Below are 14612 nucleotides of genomic sequence, written 5' to 3'. Positions count from 1 at the left end.
CTGGACTTTTAAAGTCTGTAAGCCGAAAATCTGTGCTCATCTGAGTCATTTGTGAGAAATCATTTATTCCTCAAAAGGAAACTTCACCAACTTCTCTTCCTTGCTGGACTTATAAATCCCTCGGATCAATTCGAGGGATTTTTTTGCTTCTGGACCATCCACTTCCGGAGAGGTGCCATTTGCTATTGATTTTAAAAAGTCCTTCCATTGAGCTGCGTGCAATTCAAATCCTATGGCATTCGGATCGGAAGAGCCTGAAGTGCTGATTTTCTCAGATTTCTCAAGAGGACTATCTTTTCCTTTAATCGTCCAAGCTATCAACTTTCCGGCTTCCAAGATTGCACTTCCTTCCGTTCCATAAATCTCCAAGCGCTCAGGATAGCCGGGATAAAGTGAGGTTCCTGCTGTAATTGTCCCCGAAGCACCTGATCTAAAATTGACCAAAGCAGCACCCAAATCCTCTCCTTCTATTGGATATAGGCTGGTCTTCACTTTCCCAAAAACAGAATCCACTTCTCCCATCACATCCAAAAGCAGATCCAAGGTATGGATGGCCTGATTGATCAAAGCTCCTCCACCATCGCATTTGAGGGTTCCTTTCCATTGGCTGGAAGAATAATATTCAGCAGTTCGGAACCAGTTTACATAGGCATTTCCCATGAGCAGTCTGCCGAATTCTCCGGCTTGGACAGCTTTTCTTAATTTTTGAAAATCAGAAGAAAATCGATTCTGGAATACAACTCCGAGGGTAACTCCATTTTTATCAGCAGAGGCAATTAAGCGGTCCGCACGATCCAAGGTCACCTCAATCGGTTTTTCGATAAAAACATGCTTTTTGGCTTCTAAAGCTGCAAGGGCAGGTTCAAGATGCAAACCACTTGGTGTACAAATGCACACTACATCCAAACCTGAAATAGCTAGGAACTCCTTTAAATCCTGAAATACTGGAGCTGAGAACTTTTCTTTCGCTTTCTCAGCGCTGGAAGGATTCGGGTTAAAAAGACCAAGTAATCGAGCATTGTCCAGACTTTCAATGGCCTGCGCATGCTTGATTGCGATAGCTCCTGTACCGATAATTCCTATTCCAAATTTCATTGAATTGGTTTTTGAAGGGTTAATGGATCCTGGCGCAGGAGATGAACTACAGTTTGGTAAAACTCAGGATTATAGGTCTTGAACTCCTGACTTTTTTCAAAAAAGGTCTCAATGATCACGGCAAAAAACTCATGCTCATTGAAAGCCGCTCTTTCTCTAAATATGGTTTCTTCCCCTGCCTTAACTTTCTCCATTTCAATAGGAACCCACTTTTTATATTCAGCAAAAGACTTGGGATCAAATTCCCGCTCTCCATCTGTGTCAATTTGATTGGCCAACTTCAAGGCATGGGCAATTTCATGGATACCCAAATTGATTCCGTCCTCAAAGTCCGCATATCCTTCCACAAAACTTTGCCAGGAAAGAATAATCAATCCATGCTTGGGATTGACCTCTCCGCGATGATAAATCTTATTGATAGTGCTGAAATATGGATTGGGATAAATCAAGATGGTATGAAAGTGAGCAAGCTTTAAACGCTTCCATCCAAACGTAACCATTGCGATCGTTGCCCCAACCAAGATTTCCATCTCCCAAGTAATTTCCTCCAAACCTCCTCTTGCAATCAACCTTTTGGTGGAAAGGATCATTTCCAGTTTATCAATAAACTCTTTTTTATGCTGAGGCTTAAGCCGGGAATAATACTTAAAATGATTTTCTAAAAATTTGATCTCATCCCGACTTACTTTCCTAGGAAAAAGTCTCCATCGGGCTTCATTGATCAATTCGATTACAGCTTTGGTAGCTAAATATCCAAACATAGAGTAATAAAAAAAGGCAGCCACCTAAAGTAACTGCCATTTTAGAATAAAACAATTTCTAAAATTATCTGGCGTAATTCACCGCCCGCATTTCCCGAATCACGGTGATTTTAATCTGTCCGGGATATTGCATTTCTTTTTCGATTTTCTGGGAAATATCAAAGGAAAGCTTGCTTGCAGTCTGGTCATCTACATGATCAGCATCGACCAAGATTCTCAACTCACGGCCTGCCTGCATCGCAAAGCATTTATTTACTCCATCAAATCCCAAAGCTAGTTCTTCCAATTCCTTGAGACGCTTGATGTAGCTATCCATGATTTCCCTTCTTGCACCTGGTCTGGAACCAGAAATCGCATCAGATGCCTGCACGATTGGAGAAATCATTGAAGTCATTTCGATTTCATCGTGGTGAGCTCCGATGGCATTGCAGATTTCAGGATGCTCTTTGTATCTCTTTGCCAATTCCATCCCTAGAATTGCGTGAGGAAGTTCCTGCTCCTCTGGCCATACTTTACCGATGTCATGAAGCAATCCGGCACGCTTAGCCAACTTGGCATTTAAGCCCATTTCAGCAGCCATGGTTGCTGCTAATTTGGCTACCTCTCTGGAGTGCTGGAGTAAGTTCTGTCCATAGGAAGAACGGAATCTCATTCGGCCAACCATCTTGATTAACTCAGGATGCAAACCATGAATTCCCAAATCAATACAGGTTCTCTCGCCGATTTCAACGATTTCTTCCTCGATGTTTTTCTCAGTTTTGGCTACTACTTCCTCGATTCTAGCCGGGTGGATTCTTCCATCCTGAACCAATCGGTGAAGAGATAGTCTTGCGATTTCTCTTCTTACCGGATCAAATCCTGAAATAATGATAGCCTCTGGGGTATCATCCACTACAATCTCCACGCCTGTTGCCGCTTCCAAAGCCCGGATATTTCGGCCTTCCCGACCGATGATTTTACCCTTAATATCATCGCTTTCAATATTGAAAACAGAAACACAGTTTTCAACCGCATGTTCAGTAGCCGTACGCTGGATAGTGTCCAAAACGATCTTTTTAGCCTGCTTGGTAGCGGTAAGTTTGGCTTCGTCAAGGATATCCTTGATTTGGGAAGAAGCTTTGGATTGGGCTTCCTCTGTGAGCATATTTACCAATTGTTCCTTGGCTTCCTCACGGGTCAAACCTGCGATTTTTTCCAAGTCAGCGATTCGCTGATTGGTAATCCGATCGAGTTCCTCTTTTTTGACCTGAACCGCATGCAATTGGGCGGTAAGGTTTTCCTTTTTACTATCCAATTCAGCTTCTTTTCGCTTTACCAGTTCTTGCTCTTTGGATACTTGCTGCTGAAGTTGCTTGACTTTGTTTTCATTGGTGATGATGATGTTTTTCTTATTGCTCATCTCCTCATCAAAATCCGCCTTCATCTTCAGAAACTTTTCTTTAGCCTCAAGAATGCGATCTTTTTTGATTGATTCAGCTGTAATTTCAGCCTCCCTAAGCATGGATTTGACCCTTTCTTTGGTCTCTTCTTCCAGCTTTGCATTTTTATTTTTAATAAAAAACCCCGCTAATGCGGCACCCCCACCTAGCCCCGCCAGGGCTGCAAGGATGATAAATAGTACGTCTGCCATAGGTATGTATAAATTGCTACCTACCGGATCAGAAAAGTCCCAGAAATTAAGTGGATATCAACAATCAAACAGCCTTGGTCAACAGCGCTGAAATATGGGAAAGACTGCGCTGAATATGCTCGCTGTCTTCTGCATTGACTTCATTGGTTTCTAGGGATTCTACCATGCAATCAAAGGCGACCATCGCCAAAAGATCTGTGGCATCATCCAAACCAAATTCAGCCTTATACTTTCTCATTTTTTCATTAATCAGTTTTCCAGCATGCCGAATTTTAGCCTCATCTTCAGGCTTGACACGCATGGGATATTCCCTATCTCCGATTTTCACTCTGATTGCCAGCGTCTCCATATCATTCGGAAAGGTAGGTGATCAAATGATCGATTTCTTGTATATAATTGTTGATTAAGTCACTCATTTCGGCAGTATCTTCTGAGGTTACCGGCCGGTTGTCCACAATGTTACTAATTTTAATCTTATTTTTAAAATGATGGATTTCCTGCTCCTTTTCCTGAATATTCTGCTCCAAATCAGCCATTCTAGACTTTAATTGCTCATTTTCAGCACTCAAAGCTTCGATTTTCTTACTGGCTAAAACCGCCAGCTTTTCCAGTTTTTGCAGTTCCTCGTGAATCATTTTTTAACTTCTGATAACAGCCCCCACTTGATCTTGAAAGGCCTGAATCAATTTACTCATTGTTTTATCAATTACCTTATCCGTCAGTGTATTTTCTGAATCCTGAAGGATAAAACTCAGTGCATAAGCTTTTTTACCCGAGTCAATTTTATCTCCTTGGTAAACGTCAAAGCATCCGATTCGCTTGACTAATTTTCCTCCCGCCTTTTCAGCTACGGATTTTACCTGTTCGTAAGTAATCGCTTTGTCTATCACCAAGGAAAGATCCCTCCTTACCTCTGGAAATTTGGAGATCTCCTGATATTTCTTCAAACCTGAAGCTTTCTTGCAAAGCAAATCCCAATCCAATTCCGCATACCATACATCTTGTCGAACCTCGGCTAGTTTAAGAATTTTGTCATCTACCAAACCAACTATTCCCAAGACCTTTTCTCCCAACTTCAATTCCAACCCATAAGCCAAAGGAGCAGATTCAATTACATGGATCTGGGCATTGTCAATATTCAGACGCTCCAGAATCTTTTCAACGGTAGCATACAAATCTGCGAAAGCAAAAGGCTTGGAAACATCCAACCAACTTTCAGAAGAACGATCGCCCGAATGGAATAGTGCCAATCTCCTACCCTCTTTATATCCTTCTGCTGTTTTTTGGTAAACGGTTCCAAATTCAAAGGCCTTGAGGTCTGTTTGTCTTCGATTGATGTTGTGCGCCATCACTTCCAATCCTGAGAAAAGAAGCGTCTGTCTCATCACTCCCAAGTCTTCGCTTAGCTTATTGTAGATTTCAACGCTAAGCTTCGGATCCAAGTAACCTGACTTCTCTGCATACTGAGGTTTGGTCAAACTGTTTGTGATCAATTCAAAATAGCCTTGACCAGCTAGCATTTCTGTTAAGCGGTATTGAAGCTTGTTTAGATCCTTCACAGGATGCTCAGCCAAATAGTCTGTTCTGAGATTTTCAGAAAGTTCTACCTGATGAAAACCGTGAATTCTAAGGATTTCCTCAATAATATCTGCCTCACGGGTGACGTCTACCCGATAAGGTTTTACGATAGCTTTGAAGCCTTTTTCGGTTTCATTTACAACTTGGATATCCAAGCTTTCCAAAATGGATTTGACCTCTTTGGGCTCAATCTTTTTCCCGATCAGTCGGTCCACATGCCCGTATTCCACATCTATTTCAAAATCAGGAATTGGATTAGGATAGACATCAATTATTTCAGAAGAAACCTTTCCGCCTGCGATTTCTTGAAGCAAGGCTACTGCCTTTTTCAAGGCAAATACCGGCATATTGGGATCTGTTCCTCTTTCAAATCGGAAAGATGCATCGGTCTTCAATCCATGAAACTGGGAACCTTTTCGGATCACATCAGGAGAGAAATAGGCAGATTCAAGGAAAATGGTTGTCGTTTGATCGCTTACTCCAGAACCTTTTCCACCGAAGATACCTGCAATACACATCCCACCATTTGGATCACAAATCATCAATTCCTCACCTGAGAGTTTCCTTTCCTTTTCATCCAAAGTGACAAAAGGAGTTCCTTTTGGAAGTTTCCCAACGATGATTTTTCCATCGGAAATTTTCTCCGCATCAAAAGCATGCAGAGGCTGCCCCAAGTCATGAAGGATAAAATTGGTGATATCGACCACGTTATTAATCGGCTCCAAGTCCAGGGAACGAAGAAAATTCTGAAGCCACTGAGGGGAAGGACCTACTTTGAGATCAGTCACCACAACCCCTGCATACCGAGGACAATCCAAAGGATCTTTCACCTCCACAGAGATAGCTGGACCTGATTTTTCAATCTTCAATTCTTGGGTCTCAGGAAGACAAATCGGTCGATGAAGCAGGGCTTCAAGATCTCTTGCCACACCTAAATGAGATGCAGCATCAGCTCTATTCGGAGTAAGTCCGATTTCGAGGATCGAATCGTTTGAAATTTCAAAATATTCGGAAGCAGGAGTTCCATTGGGCAGATCGGTATCCAACACCATAATTCCGGCATGCGATGTCCCGATTCCAATCTCATCTTCAGCGCAAATCATCCCTTCAGAAACCTGACCACGGATTTTTGCCTTTTTGATTTCGAAAGGCTCTCCTTCGGTTGGATAAAGCATAGCACCCACTGTTGCGACGACTACTTTTTGTCCAGCAGCCACATTGGATGCCCCACAAACGATCTGGGAAGGAGTTTCTTTTCCTATATCTACAGTGGTGATACTCAATTTGTCCGCATCGGGATGCTTCTCACAAGTCAAAACCTCCCCAATGACAATTCCTTCAAGACCACCCGGAACGGACTGAAATTCTTCCACAGCCTCAACCTCCAACCCAGATCGGGTCAGCAAGGCGGCTATTTCTTCAGGAGTTTCGGTGAGATGGATGTATTGCTTTAATCGGTTGATTGAAATTTTCATATTCTTTTGATTTCGGAGAATCTCCGAGGCTTAAGAAAAAAGGTGCAAAGGCACCTTTTAGAATTAATGGGCAAATTTATAAGAATTGCAGGAGGGGAAGCCTATTTGGAATAATTTTTCTCCCCTGCTTCAATGGAAATCGTCAAGAGATTCTCCTTAGGTGGCAACGGACAGGCAAATTCCGGATTATAGGCACAGTAGGGATTATATGCCAAGTTGAAGTCAATCGTAATGCTGTTTTTTCCATCCTGTCGAACGTTGAGATATCTTCCACCACCATAGGTTTCTCTTCCGCTGGTTTCATCAGCAAAGGCTAAAAAGAAATTTCTCATATCTATTTCTTTGACAGATTGCAAAAGCAAAAGGCTGTTGGTCTTTCCTCCCAGTTCGAATTCAGCATAGGAATGCTCGATGTATCGCTCTTTGGAACCATCAGTAAGCGGGACTTCTCTTACTTTTTTATTTTCAATAGGGACCAAACGAGCTTTAACCTTATACTCCGGATTGATTTGATAAAAAGTCAGGGTCTTAAAATTAGCTTTTTGTTCTTCAGTCAAAGGAGACTCGGCATTGAAACGGATATACTTGAATTGCCTTTCCCGCTCTTTTTCGATTTTCTCAATATAATCCTCAGGGCTCTCAATAGCAGTAAACATATACCCTACAGCTACAACTACAACGATCCCGATTACTAGTAAAATGATTTGGTTTGCTTTCATGGATTAAAGAATGCCTTCATCGGCGAAGCTAAAATAGCCACGATCTGAAAAAATCACATGGTCTAAGACAGGTAAATCCATATCCCTGCCAATTTTCACCAATCTTTCGGTCAATCTTTTGTCTTGCTCCGAAGGAGTCAGGCTTCCACTGGGATGGTTATGAACCAAAATCATGGACTGAGCCAAATGCTCCAAGGCTGTTTTAAAGACAATTTTGGCATCCACCACGGTGCCAGAAGTGCCTCCTTGACTGATCAGATGTTTTTTGATAACCTGATTGGATCTATTCATCAAGATCAGGTAAAAATGCTCCACAACTTCATCATAAAGATCGGGTCGCATCAATTCATATACATCTTTAGAAGATGAGATTTTGGGTTTGACGCTGGGTTCTTGCTCTTTTCTTCTTCGGCCCAGTTCCATTGCAGCTACAATGGTTATTGCCTTGGCCTCACCGATTCCTTTAAATTTCATCAGGTCTTTGATGGAAAGTTTGGCTAAAGCAGCCAAGTCATTCCCCACATTTCGAAGAATCAGCCTAGAAAGGTCAACTGCGCTCATAGTCCTTGTCCCCGAACCAATCAAAATTGCTATCAATTCCGCATCAGTCAAGGCTGATTTCCCTTTTAGCAAAAGCTTTTCCCTGGGACGATCCTCTTCGGCAAGCTCAGAGATTTTGGTAGAAAAAGTCTGGTCCATAAGTAGTTATTTAAAAAGTTTGACAAAATCTATTTAAAAAATTTCAATAAAAAAACCCTGCCTTTGGAGCAGGGTTCAGAAATAGAAAGTCTTTAGAAATTAAGCCAATGCATTGACAAACTTTGCCAATCTTGACTTTTTGTTGCTAGCGTTATTCTTATGAATTACATTCTTCTTGGCCAGTTTGTCCAACATAGAAGATACTTTCTGATACAATTCCAAAGCCTCTACTTTGTCGGTAGCAGCCTTCAGTCTCTTGATGAAAGTTCTGGTTGTTTTGGCCTGATATCTGTTTCTTAAACGCTTCGCTTCGTTGGCACGAATTCTCTTAAGAGCTGATTTATGATTTGCCATATCTCGTTTTTAAAATATTTTCTTTACTTCCCCTGGTCCGAATTGGAGTGCAAAGTTATTGTAAATAATTAATTCTGCCAAAGGAATTTCAAACATTCCTTTTATTCTAGACTTTGACCAAATCAAACTATTTGGCTTTTGGGCTAAAACAGGCCACAAATATAGCTTTTTTCGTATTCTAAAAGATATTTCTTTTGATTAATTTGACCTATGAGAATTTTTATAATCTGGGCTTTTTCTTTCTTTCTAGGGCTGCCTGAAGGTATTTACTGGGGATTTTTTAGTCACCAATTGATTAATAGACAGGCTGTTTATTCCCTTCCCCCAGAAATGTTGGTTTTGTTTAAAACTGAAATTGAATTTTTATCTGAAAATGCGGTAAATCCTGACAGAAGAAGATACGCAGTGGAAGGTGAGGCTGAAAAACATTTCATTGACCTGGACCATTACGGAGATAGTGCGATTTTTATTCTACCAAAGTATTGGCCTGAGGCAATTGAAAAACTCTCTGAAGACTCACTTCGAAGTCACGGAATCGGCCCATGGTCGACTTACCAAACATTTCTGAGTCTTACCAAAGCCTTTGAGCAAAAGAATAAAGCGGCCATTCTTAGACTTTCCGCAGATCTCGGGCACTACCTTGCTGATTTGAATGTCCCTTTGCACACAACTCAAAACTATAATGGTCAACTCACAGGACAAGAAGGAATTCATGGTTTTTGGGAAAGTAGAGTACCTGAATTACAGGCTAAAGACTACTCTTTTTGGGTTGGGAAAGCTGAGTATATAGAAAAGCCCCAACTGGCGATCTGGGAAGCGGTTGCATTGACCTCCTCTAAAGTAGATAGTGTATTAAGAATTGAACGGGAACTTACGCGACTTTTCCCAGAGGACCAGAAGTACAGTTTCGAAGAAAGAAACGGATTGACGGTTAGGGTTTACTCAAGAGATTTTTCAGAAGCTTATTCCAGAGCATTAGATGGAATGGTAGAAAGGCAAATGAGAAAATCTATCAAAATGATCGCTGACTTTTGGTATACCGCCTGGATTAATGCTGGACAACCTGATTTGACTAAATTAGATGAAGTCAATTCCGAAAAAGAAGAAAAAAAGACTCCCAACCCCAAAATCAAAGCGAGGAGTCATGATAATTTATGAATCAGGAATTAAGGTACTTCTTGATGGCTTCGCCTAACCTGGTGAAGGTATTTTTGAATACCTCCTCATTTTCTTCCAATAAGGTCACCCGAAATCCTCTCAGGTCTGAGCAGAAGGACGAAATAGGCACCACACAAATCCGCTCAGCTGCAAGAAGATAATAGACGAATCGTTTATCTAATGGCATGTTTTTATCCTCCAACCAGCTATTTAAAAGAGATTGAAGACGAGAATCCTCAATCGGAAGACTTTGGTTTGGATGAAGTAAGGTTTCGTCAAAAACAATGGTATTGTAAAAGGCTCCTTGTGTTGGATTGAATTTAATCCCTGGAATCTCTCCCAAAATCTCGGACATCAATTCGCTCCTTTTCCCAATTTGTGCGTTGGCATGCTCCCGATATCCATGGTATTGGGGATGACTCATGATTCTCGGAATAGCCAATTGGGGTAAAATAGTAGAGCAAACCTCAATCATCTTCGCATTCTCAAGCGTCTGACAAAGTTTGGAAAACTCTACCGATGCTTCCCGATTATAAAATTCCATCCAACCGCATCTCGCCCCAGGCCATGGAAATTCTTTAGAAATGCCTTTGAGAGAAATAGCTGGACGATTACCAATCACCTCGGCCAAAGCAACCGCCTTAATTCCGTTGTAGGTGATATTTTGGTAGATCTCATCCGCAATCAATAGCAGATTAAACTCCTCCGCGAGTTTGACAAATCCTTCCAACACTTCCTTTGGATAAACCATCCCGGTTGGATTGTCAGGATTGATGATCAAAATCCCCACGATGGAGGGATTGTATTTCACCTTCAAATACAAGTCTTCCATATCAGGAAGCCATTGATTATCCGGATCGAGTTTGTAAGTGATCGGAGCTGTATTGGCATGAGCAGCTTCTGCCGAACTATGGGTAGAGTAAGCCGGGGAAGGGCCAATGATCCGTGCTGTAGGGATCAAGAATTGATACAGCTTGGCGATGGCATCTCCTAGTCCATTAAAAAAGAGAATATCCTCGGCAGTAATCTGGGTGCCGCCTTTTTCATTGTTTACTTGAGCCAAAAACTTCCGGGTTTCTAGAACTCCTTTGGAATCAGCATAGCCATAGGTTTTGTCCTCCTTGAGCAAATCGGCAATAATCGCTTTCATCCATTCCGGCACGTGATTGCTCTTTTGGATGGGGTCTCCGATATTTTCCCAAGTCATGGGATACCCCAAAGCTTCGATTTGTCGGGCTTTTTTTACTATACCTCGAATTTCATAGGAGAGTTCTTCGGCCCCAGGCCGGAGGAGTAGCTGTCTCATAGGTCAATAGGCTGGTTTGGAAAATATTCCGCCACAAAGAAAGGTAAAAGCAAGGTTAAATTTTAGAATAGGCTTAAAAAGCCAAAGGATTTCCAGCAAGGAAACAGAATAAAGTCAGCTTAATTACCTTTTTCCCTACGTCGAATCGCCACTAGAATAAAGGTAACTGCGGCCCAAGATATAACCCCTCCTAAAATCCAAGCAGGAATCACAAATAGGTCCAAATATTGGATTAAAAGAATTAGAATGATCAAGGCAAATGGCAATCCATAGGATCGATCGATGATTTTCTTGCTCATATTTTAATTAAAAGTATTGAACAGATTCTTTTTCCTGAAAAACCTGTGGCCAAAAACTAATTGAAAGGGTAAAAATTGCAATCCTCATTTGCGTTAAAATTTAGATTTGCCTTTCCTTAATTCAGCTTTTAAATAACCTATCTGACTAATCACCAGAAGAACCATGGCAATCAAGGTGAAATTGGGAACCTTATTTCTCCCCTCCATCCAAAAGCCACTATACCAAAAAGACAATCCTCCTACAATCAGAGCTGAAACGAGGATGAAAAAATGGAAATAAACTTTTCTTTTGCTCATAATTCTTAAAACTAATCTTAAAGTAGGGACTTAAAAATCTATTTGAAAAAATTCTTCAGACTAGTTCAAGGCATGTTCAATTTTTAGGCTCTATATTCTGACTTTCCCTATCATTTCCAAACTTGCCATTCCCTTTCCCGTTTGGGTTGTTTATACAACTCAAACCTTGATTTACCTTAAATAAATTCCTAAACGTGGTTTCTATCCTTGTTCGCATTTTCATTTTCCTTTTAGTAATAGGCCTGATCGACTGGTATTCTTTCCAAGCCTTCAAGACCATCTTCCCCACCCAAACCTTTGTAAAAATTGGGTATTGGGCCTTTTCCATCTTTGTGTATCTGTTTGTGGCTTATGCATTTTTGACATTCAGTAGGGAAGCGATGAATCCAAGCTTTGGAAGGATGGCTTCACTTCTGATTCTTTCTTTGATTCCCAAGCTGATTATTCTGGCATTTCTGTTTGGAGAGGATATTCTGCGATTTTTCTCAGGAGCTTTTCAATCCTTTGCCGGTGGGAGGGAAGGAGATTTCCTCCCTGACCGGAGAAAATTTATCAGTCAGACGGCCTTTGCAATCGCTGCTATCCCATTTTTAGGAATCCTTCATGGAGTTTTGATCGGAAAATACAGATACCGAGTGATCAAACATACTTTGGAATTTGATGACTTACCGGAGGAATTCGATGGGTTTCGAATCACTCAGATTTCAGACATCCACTCGGGAAGCTTTGATGACCCAAAGAAACTGGAGTACGGTGTAGACCTGATCAATAAACAAGAGTCCGACTTGATTCTCTTCACTGGAGACTTGGTCAATAACCATGCTGGTGAAATGGAACCTTGGATGGAAACCTTCCAAAAGCTGAAAGCCCGTATGGGTAAATACTCCATTCTTGGCAATCACGATTATGGAGACTACATGTCCTGGCCAAGCAAGGAGGCTAAAGTGGCCAATCTTCAGAGACTTTTTGAAGTCCATGAGGAATTGGGCTTTAAGCTCCTTCGAAATGAAAGCCTACCCATCCAAAAGGGAGAGGCTAGCATAGATCTGATTGGTGTAGAGAACTGGGGAAAAGGCTTTGCTCAATATGGAGACTTGGCCAAAGCTGCGGCAAATCTTTCTGCCCAAAGCTTCAAAATCCTTATGAGTCACGATCCTTCGCACTTTGACGAGGAGGTAAAATCCTTTGCGCATCATATCCATCTCACGCTAAGCGGGCATACCCATGGAATGCAGTTTGGAATTGAAATCCCGGGATGGATCAAATGGAGTCCTGCATCTCTTCGCTATCCCAAATGGGCTGGACTTTATGAGGAAATGGGACGCTTCCTACATGTAAACCGAGGCTTTGGATTCTTGGCCTTTCCGGGAAGGGTGGGGATTTGGCCGGAGATTACGGTGTTGGAATTGAAAAGAAGGTCAATTTAATCGCTAAAGTCCTTAAGCAAAAAACCCTCTAAGAGACACTTAGAGGGTTTTTTATGAAGAAATTTGGTTTTCAGTCTTACTTCAAATTCTTATATCGAATTCTCTTCGGGGTCACATCGCCCAGTCGCTTCTTCTTGTTTTCCTCGTAATCGGAGAAGTTGCCTTCAAACCAATACACCTGAGAATCTCCTTCAAAGGCCAGAATATGGGTACAGATTCTGTCCAGGAACCAACGGTCGTGGGAGATAATCACCGCACATCCACCAAAGTTTTCCAAAGCTTCTTCCAAAGCACGAAGTGTATTTACATCTAAGTCGTTGGTCGGTTCGTCCAAAAGCAGCAAGTTTCCGCCCTCTTTCAAAGTTAAGGCTAGATGAACTCGGTTTCTTTCTCCACCAGAAAGCACCCCAACTTTTTTCTCCTGATCAGATCCGGCAAAGTTGAATTTGGAAACATAGGCCCTAGAATTCACTTCCTTGTTCCCCAGCTTCATCAGCTCATTTCCTTCAGAAATAGTTTGATAAACTGTCTTATTTGCATCCAATCTATCGTGCTCTTGATCTACGTAAGCCAACTTGACGGTCTCCCCTACTTCGAAATTTCCGGAATCAGGTTTTTCTTGGCCGGTGATCAACTTAAATAGGGTCGTTTTACCAGCGCCGTTTGGACCAATAATTCCGACAATACCCCCTTGAGGAAGGGAAAAGCTTAGGTTTTCAAACAATAATTTATCTCCATATGCCTTGGAGACATTATTAGCTTCAATCACTTTAGCTCCCAAGCGAGGTCCTGGAGGGATGAATAGCTCCAGCTTCGCTTCTTTCTCTTTTGCTTCCTCTCCGACCAATTTATCATAGGCATTCAAACGGGCTTTCCCCTTGGATTGCCTGGCTTTTGGAGACATCCTGATCCATTCCAATTCCCGCTCTAAGGTCTTCTGACGCTTAGACTCTGTTTTTTCCTCCTGCTTCAGTCGCTGTTGTTTTTGATCCAACCAAGAAGAATAATTTCCTTTCCACGGAATCCCCTCTCCCCTGTCCAATTCCAAAATCCAGCCTGCTACATTATCCAAGAAATATCGATCGTGGGTCACGGCGATTACCGTACCCTTATAGTTTTGCAAGTGCTGCTCCAACCAAAGAACTGATTCGGCATCCAAGTGGTTAGTCGGTTCGTCAAGCAAAAGCACATCTGGCTCCTGAAGTAAAAGTCTACAAAGTGCCACTCTTCTTTTTTCACCTCCGGAAAGGTTAGCCACATTGGCATCAGAAGGCGGAAGTCTTAGCGCATCCATGGCCTTGTCCAGCATCACATCCAGTTCCCATGCATTGGCAGCATCCAGTTTTTCTTGAACCTCACCCTGACGGGTAATGAGTTTGTCCATGGCATCTGGATCCTCCATCAAGGCCGGATCCATGAATTTCTCGTTGATTTCTTCGAATTCCTTAAGCAGGTTCACTGTATCAGCTACCGCTTCTTCCACCACTTCTTTGACTGTCTTAGAAGGATCAAGTTTGGGCTCCTGCTCGAGCATGCCCACGGTGTAACCCGGAGACCAGACGACCTCACCTAAGAAATCCTTGTCTATTCCGGCTATGATTCGAAGCAAAGATGATTTACCCGAACCGTTGAGACCAAGGACGCCGATTTTGGCTCCGTAAAAAAATGAGAGATAAATGTCTTTGAGTACTTTTTTCTGGGGAGGGTATACTTTGGACACTCCAGCCATGGAAAAGATGATTTTTTCTGCGCTCATCGTCTGTTTTTATGCTTATTTTAACCTAGTTGGCAAAGATGGCAAAAATATCCCTCTT

At 41.9% G+C, this 14612-nt stretch carries 14 protein-coding genes; 2 read left to right on the top strand and 12 right to left on the bottom strand.

Annotation, left to right across the window (positions count from 1 at the left end; genetic code table 11):
* Nucleotides 1–63: 63 nt before the first annotated feature.
* The 9 genes from DFQ04_RS12045 to rpsT form a co-directional block, all read right to left on the bottom strand.
* Nucleotides 64–1095, bottom strand: a complete 1032-nt coding sequence (locus DFQ04_RS12045) for a Gfo/Idh/MocA family protein (protein ID WP_133556174.1) — start codon at nucleotides 1093–1095, stop codon at nucleotides 64–66.
* Complete coding sequence (locus tag DFQ04_RS12040) at nucleotides 1092–1856, bottom strand: zinc-dependent peptidase (protein ID WP_133556172.1); 765 nt, start codon at nucleotides 1854–1856, stop codon at nucleotides 1092–1094. Before DFQ04_RS12040 ends, DFQ04_RS12045 begins: the two co-directional genes overlap by 4 nt.
* A gap of 64 nt (nucleotides 1857–1920) precedes the next feature.
* Nucleotides 1921–3486 carry a ribonuclease Y gene (rny, locus tag DFQ04_RS12035; protein WP_133556170.1) on the bottom strand — a complete coding sequence of 522 codons (1566 nt, stop codon included), beginning with the start codon at nucleotides 3484–3486 and terminating at the stop codon, nucleotides 1921–1923.
* A gap of 64 nt (nucleotides 3487–3550) precedes the next feature.
* The gene (locus DFQ04_RS12030; protein WP_133556168.1) at nucleotides 3551–3835 is read right to left on the bottom strand and encodes a cell division protein ZapA; all 285 of its coding nucleotides are present in this window, start codon (nucleotides 3833–3835) and stop codon (nucleotides 3551–3553) included.
* Between the two features lies 1 nt (nucleotide 3836).
* Nucleotides 3837–4121 carry a hypothetical protein gene (locus DFQ04_RS12025; RefSeq protein ID WP_133556166.1) on the bottom strand — a complete coding sequence of 95 codons (285 nt, stop codon included), beginning with the start codon at nucleotides 4119–4121 and terminating at the stop codon, nucleotides 3837–3839.
* A gap of 3 nt (nucleotides 4122–4124) precedes the next feature.
* Nucleotides 4125–6539 carry a phenylalanine--tRNA ligase subunit beta gene (gene pheT / locus DFQ04_RS12020; protein ID WP_133556164.1) on the bottom strand — a complete coding sequence of 805 codons (2415 nt, stop codon included), beginning with the start codon at nucleotides 6537–6539 and terminating at the stop codon, nucleotides 4125–4127.
* Between the two features lie 101 nt (nucleotides 6540–6640).
* Nucleotides 6641–7258 carry a DUF1684 domain-containing protein gene (locus DFQ04_RS12015; protein ID WP_133556162.1) on the bottom strand — a complete coding sequence of 206 codons (618 nt, stop codon included), beginning with the start codon at nucleotides 7256–7258 and terminating at the stop codon, nucleotides 6641–6643.
* Nucleotides 7259–7261: 3 nt separating this feature from the next.
* Nucleotides 7262–7957, bottom strand: a complete 696-nt coding sequence (radC, locus tag DFQ04_RS12010; protein WP_133556160.1) for a RadC family protein — start codon at nucleotides 7955–7957, stop codon at nucleotides 7262–7264.
* A gap of 99 nt (nucleotides 7958–8056) precedes the next feature.
* Nucleotides 8057–8311 (bottom strand): 30S ribosomal protein S20, encoded by a 255-nt coding sequence (gene rpsT, locus DFQ04_RS12005; protein WP_133556158.1) that lies wholly within the window; start codon nucleotides 8309–8311, stop codon nucleotides 8057–8059.
* Nucleotides 8312–8521: 210 nt separating this feature from the next.
* Between rpsT and DFQ04_RS12000 the strand changes: the two genes are divergently transcribed.
* Nucleotides 8522–9469: a zinc dependent phospholipase C family protein gene (locus tag DFQ04_RS12000; protein WP_166637306.1), complete on the top strand. Its 948-nt coding sequence runs from the start codon at nucleotides 8522–8524 to the stop codon at nucleotides 9467–9469.
* Between the two features lies 1 nt (nucleotide 9470).
* Here DFQ04_RS12000 and DFQ04_RS11995 read toward each other — a convergent pair whose 3' ends face one another.
* Both DFQ04_RS11995 and DFQ04_RS11990 read right to left on the bottom strand, forming a co-directional pair.
* On the bottom strand, nucleotides 9471–10775 hold the full coding sequence (locus DFQ04_RS11995; protein ID WP_133556156.1) for a pyridoxal phosphate-dependent aminotransferase: 1305 nt from the start codon (nucleotides 10773–10775) through the stop codon (nucleotides 9471–9473).
* 119 nt (nucleotides 10776–10894) lie between these two features.
* A complete protein-coding gene (locus DFQ04_RS11990) occupies nucleotides 10895–11074 on the bottom strand; it encodes a hypothetical protein (protein ID WP_133556154.1) in 180 nt (59 codons plus the stop codon).
* A gap of 491 nt (nucleotides 11075–11565) precedes the next feature.
* Here DFQ04_RS11990 and DFQ04_RS11985 point away from each other — a divergent pair, with 491 nt between their 5' ends.
* Complete coding sequence (locus DFQ04_RS11985) at nucleotides 11566–12798, top strand: metallophosphoesterase (RefSeq protein ID WP_133556152.1); 1233 nt, start codon at nucleotides 11566–11568, stop codon at nucleotides 12796–12798.
* Nucleotides 12799–12874: 76 nt separating this feature from the next.
* On the opposite strand, the gene ettA is transcribed toward DFQ04_RS11985, so the two are convergent.
* On the bottom strand, nucleotides 12875–14554 hold the full coding sequence (ettA, locus tag DFQ04_RS11980; RefSeq protein WP_133556150.1) for an energy-dependent translational throttle protein EttA: 1680 nt from the start codon (nucleotides 14552–14554) through the stop codon (nucleotides 12875–12877).
* Nucleotides 14555–14612: the final 58 nt, after the last annotated feature.

Source organism: Algoriphagus boseongensis (assembly GCF_004362805.1).
Taxonomy (GTDB): domain Bacteria; phylum Bacteroidota; class Bacteroidia; order Cytophagales; family Cyclobacteriaceae; genus Algoriphagus; species Algoriphagus boseongensis.
This window is presented reverse-complemented; position numbering and strand designations above follow the sequence as displayed.

Coding starts and splice junctions, on each gene's coding strand:
- DFQ04_RS12045 (WP_133556174.1), bottom strand. CDS start 1,095: ATGAAATTTGGAATAGGAATTATCGGTACAGGAGCTATCGCAATCAAG.
- DFQ04_RS12040 (WP_133556172.1), bottom strand. CDS start 1,856: ATGTTTGGATATTTAGCTACCAAAGCTGTAATCGAATTGATCAATGAA.
- rny (WP_133556170.1), bottom strand. CDS start 3,486: ATGGCAGACGTACTATTTATCATCCTTGCAGCCCTGGCGGGGCTAGGT.
- DFQ04_RS12030 (WP_133556168.1), bottom strand. CDS start 3,835: ATGGAGACGCTGGCAATCAGAGTGAAAATCGGAGATAGGGAATATCCC.
- DFQ04_RS12025 (WP_133556166.1), bottom strand. CDS start 4,121: ATGATTCACGAGGAACTGCAAAAACTGGAAAAGCTGGCGGTTTTAGCC.
- pheT (WP_133556164.1), bottom strand. CDS start 6,539: ATGAAAATTTCAATCAACCGATTAAAGCAATACATCCATCTCACCGAA.
- DFQ04_RS12015 (WP_133556162.1), bottom strand. CDS start 7,258: ATGAAAGCAAACCAAATCATTTTACTAGTAATCGGGATCGTTGTAGTT.
- radC (WP_133556160.1), bottom strand. CDS start 7,957: ATGGACCAGACTTTTTCTACCAAAATCTCTGAGCTTGCCGAAGAGGAT.
- rpsT (WP_133556158.1), bottom strand. CDS start 8,311: ATGGCAAATCATAAATCAGCTCTTAAGAGAATTCGTGCCAACGAAGCG.
- DFQ04_RS12000 (WP_166637306.1), top strand. CDS start 8,522: ATGAGAATTTTTATAATCTGGGCTTTTTCTTTCTTTCTAGGGCTGCCT.
- DFQ04_RS11995 (WP_133556156.1), bottom strand. CDS start 10,775: ATGAGACAGCTACTCCTCCGGCCTGGGGCCGAAGAACTCTCCTATGAA.
- DFQ04_RS11990 (WP_133556154.1), bottom strand. CDS start 11,074: ATGAGCAAGAAAATCATCGATCGATCCTATGGATTGCCATTTGCCTTG.
- ettA (WP_133556150.1), bottom strand. CDS start 14,554: ATGAGCGCAGAAAAAATCATCTTTTCCATGGCTGGAGTGTCCAAAGTA.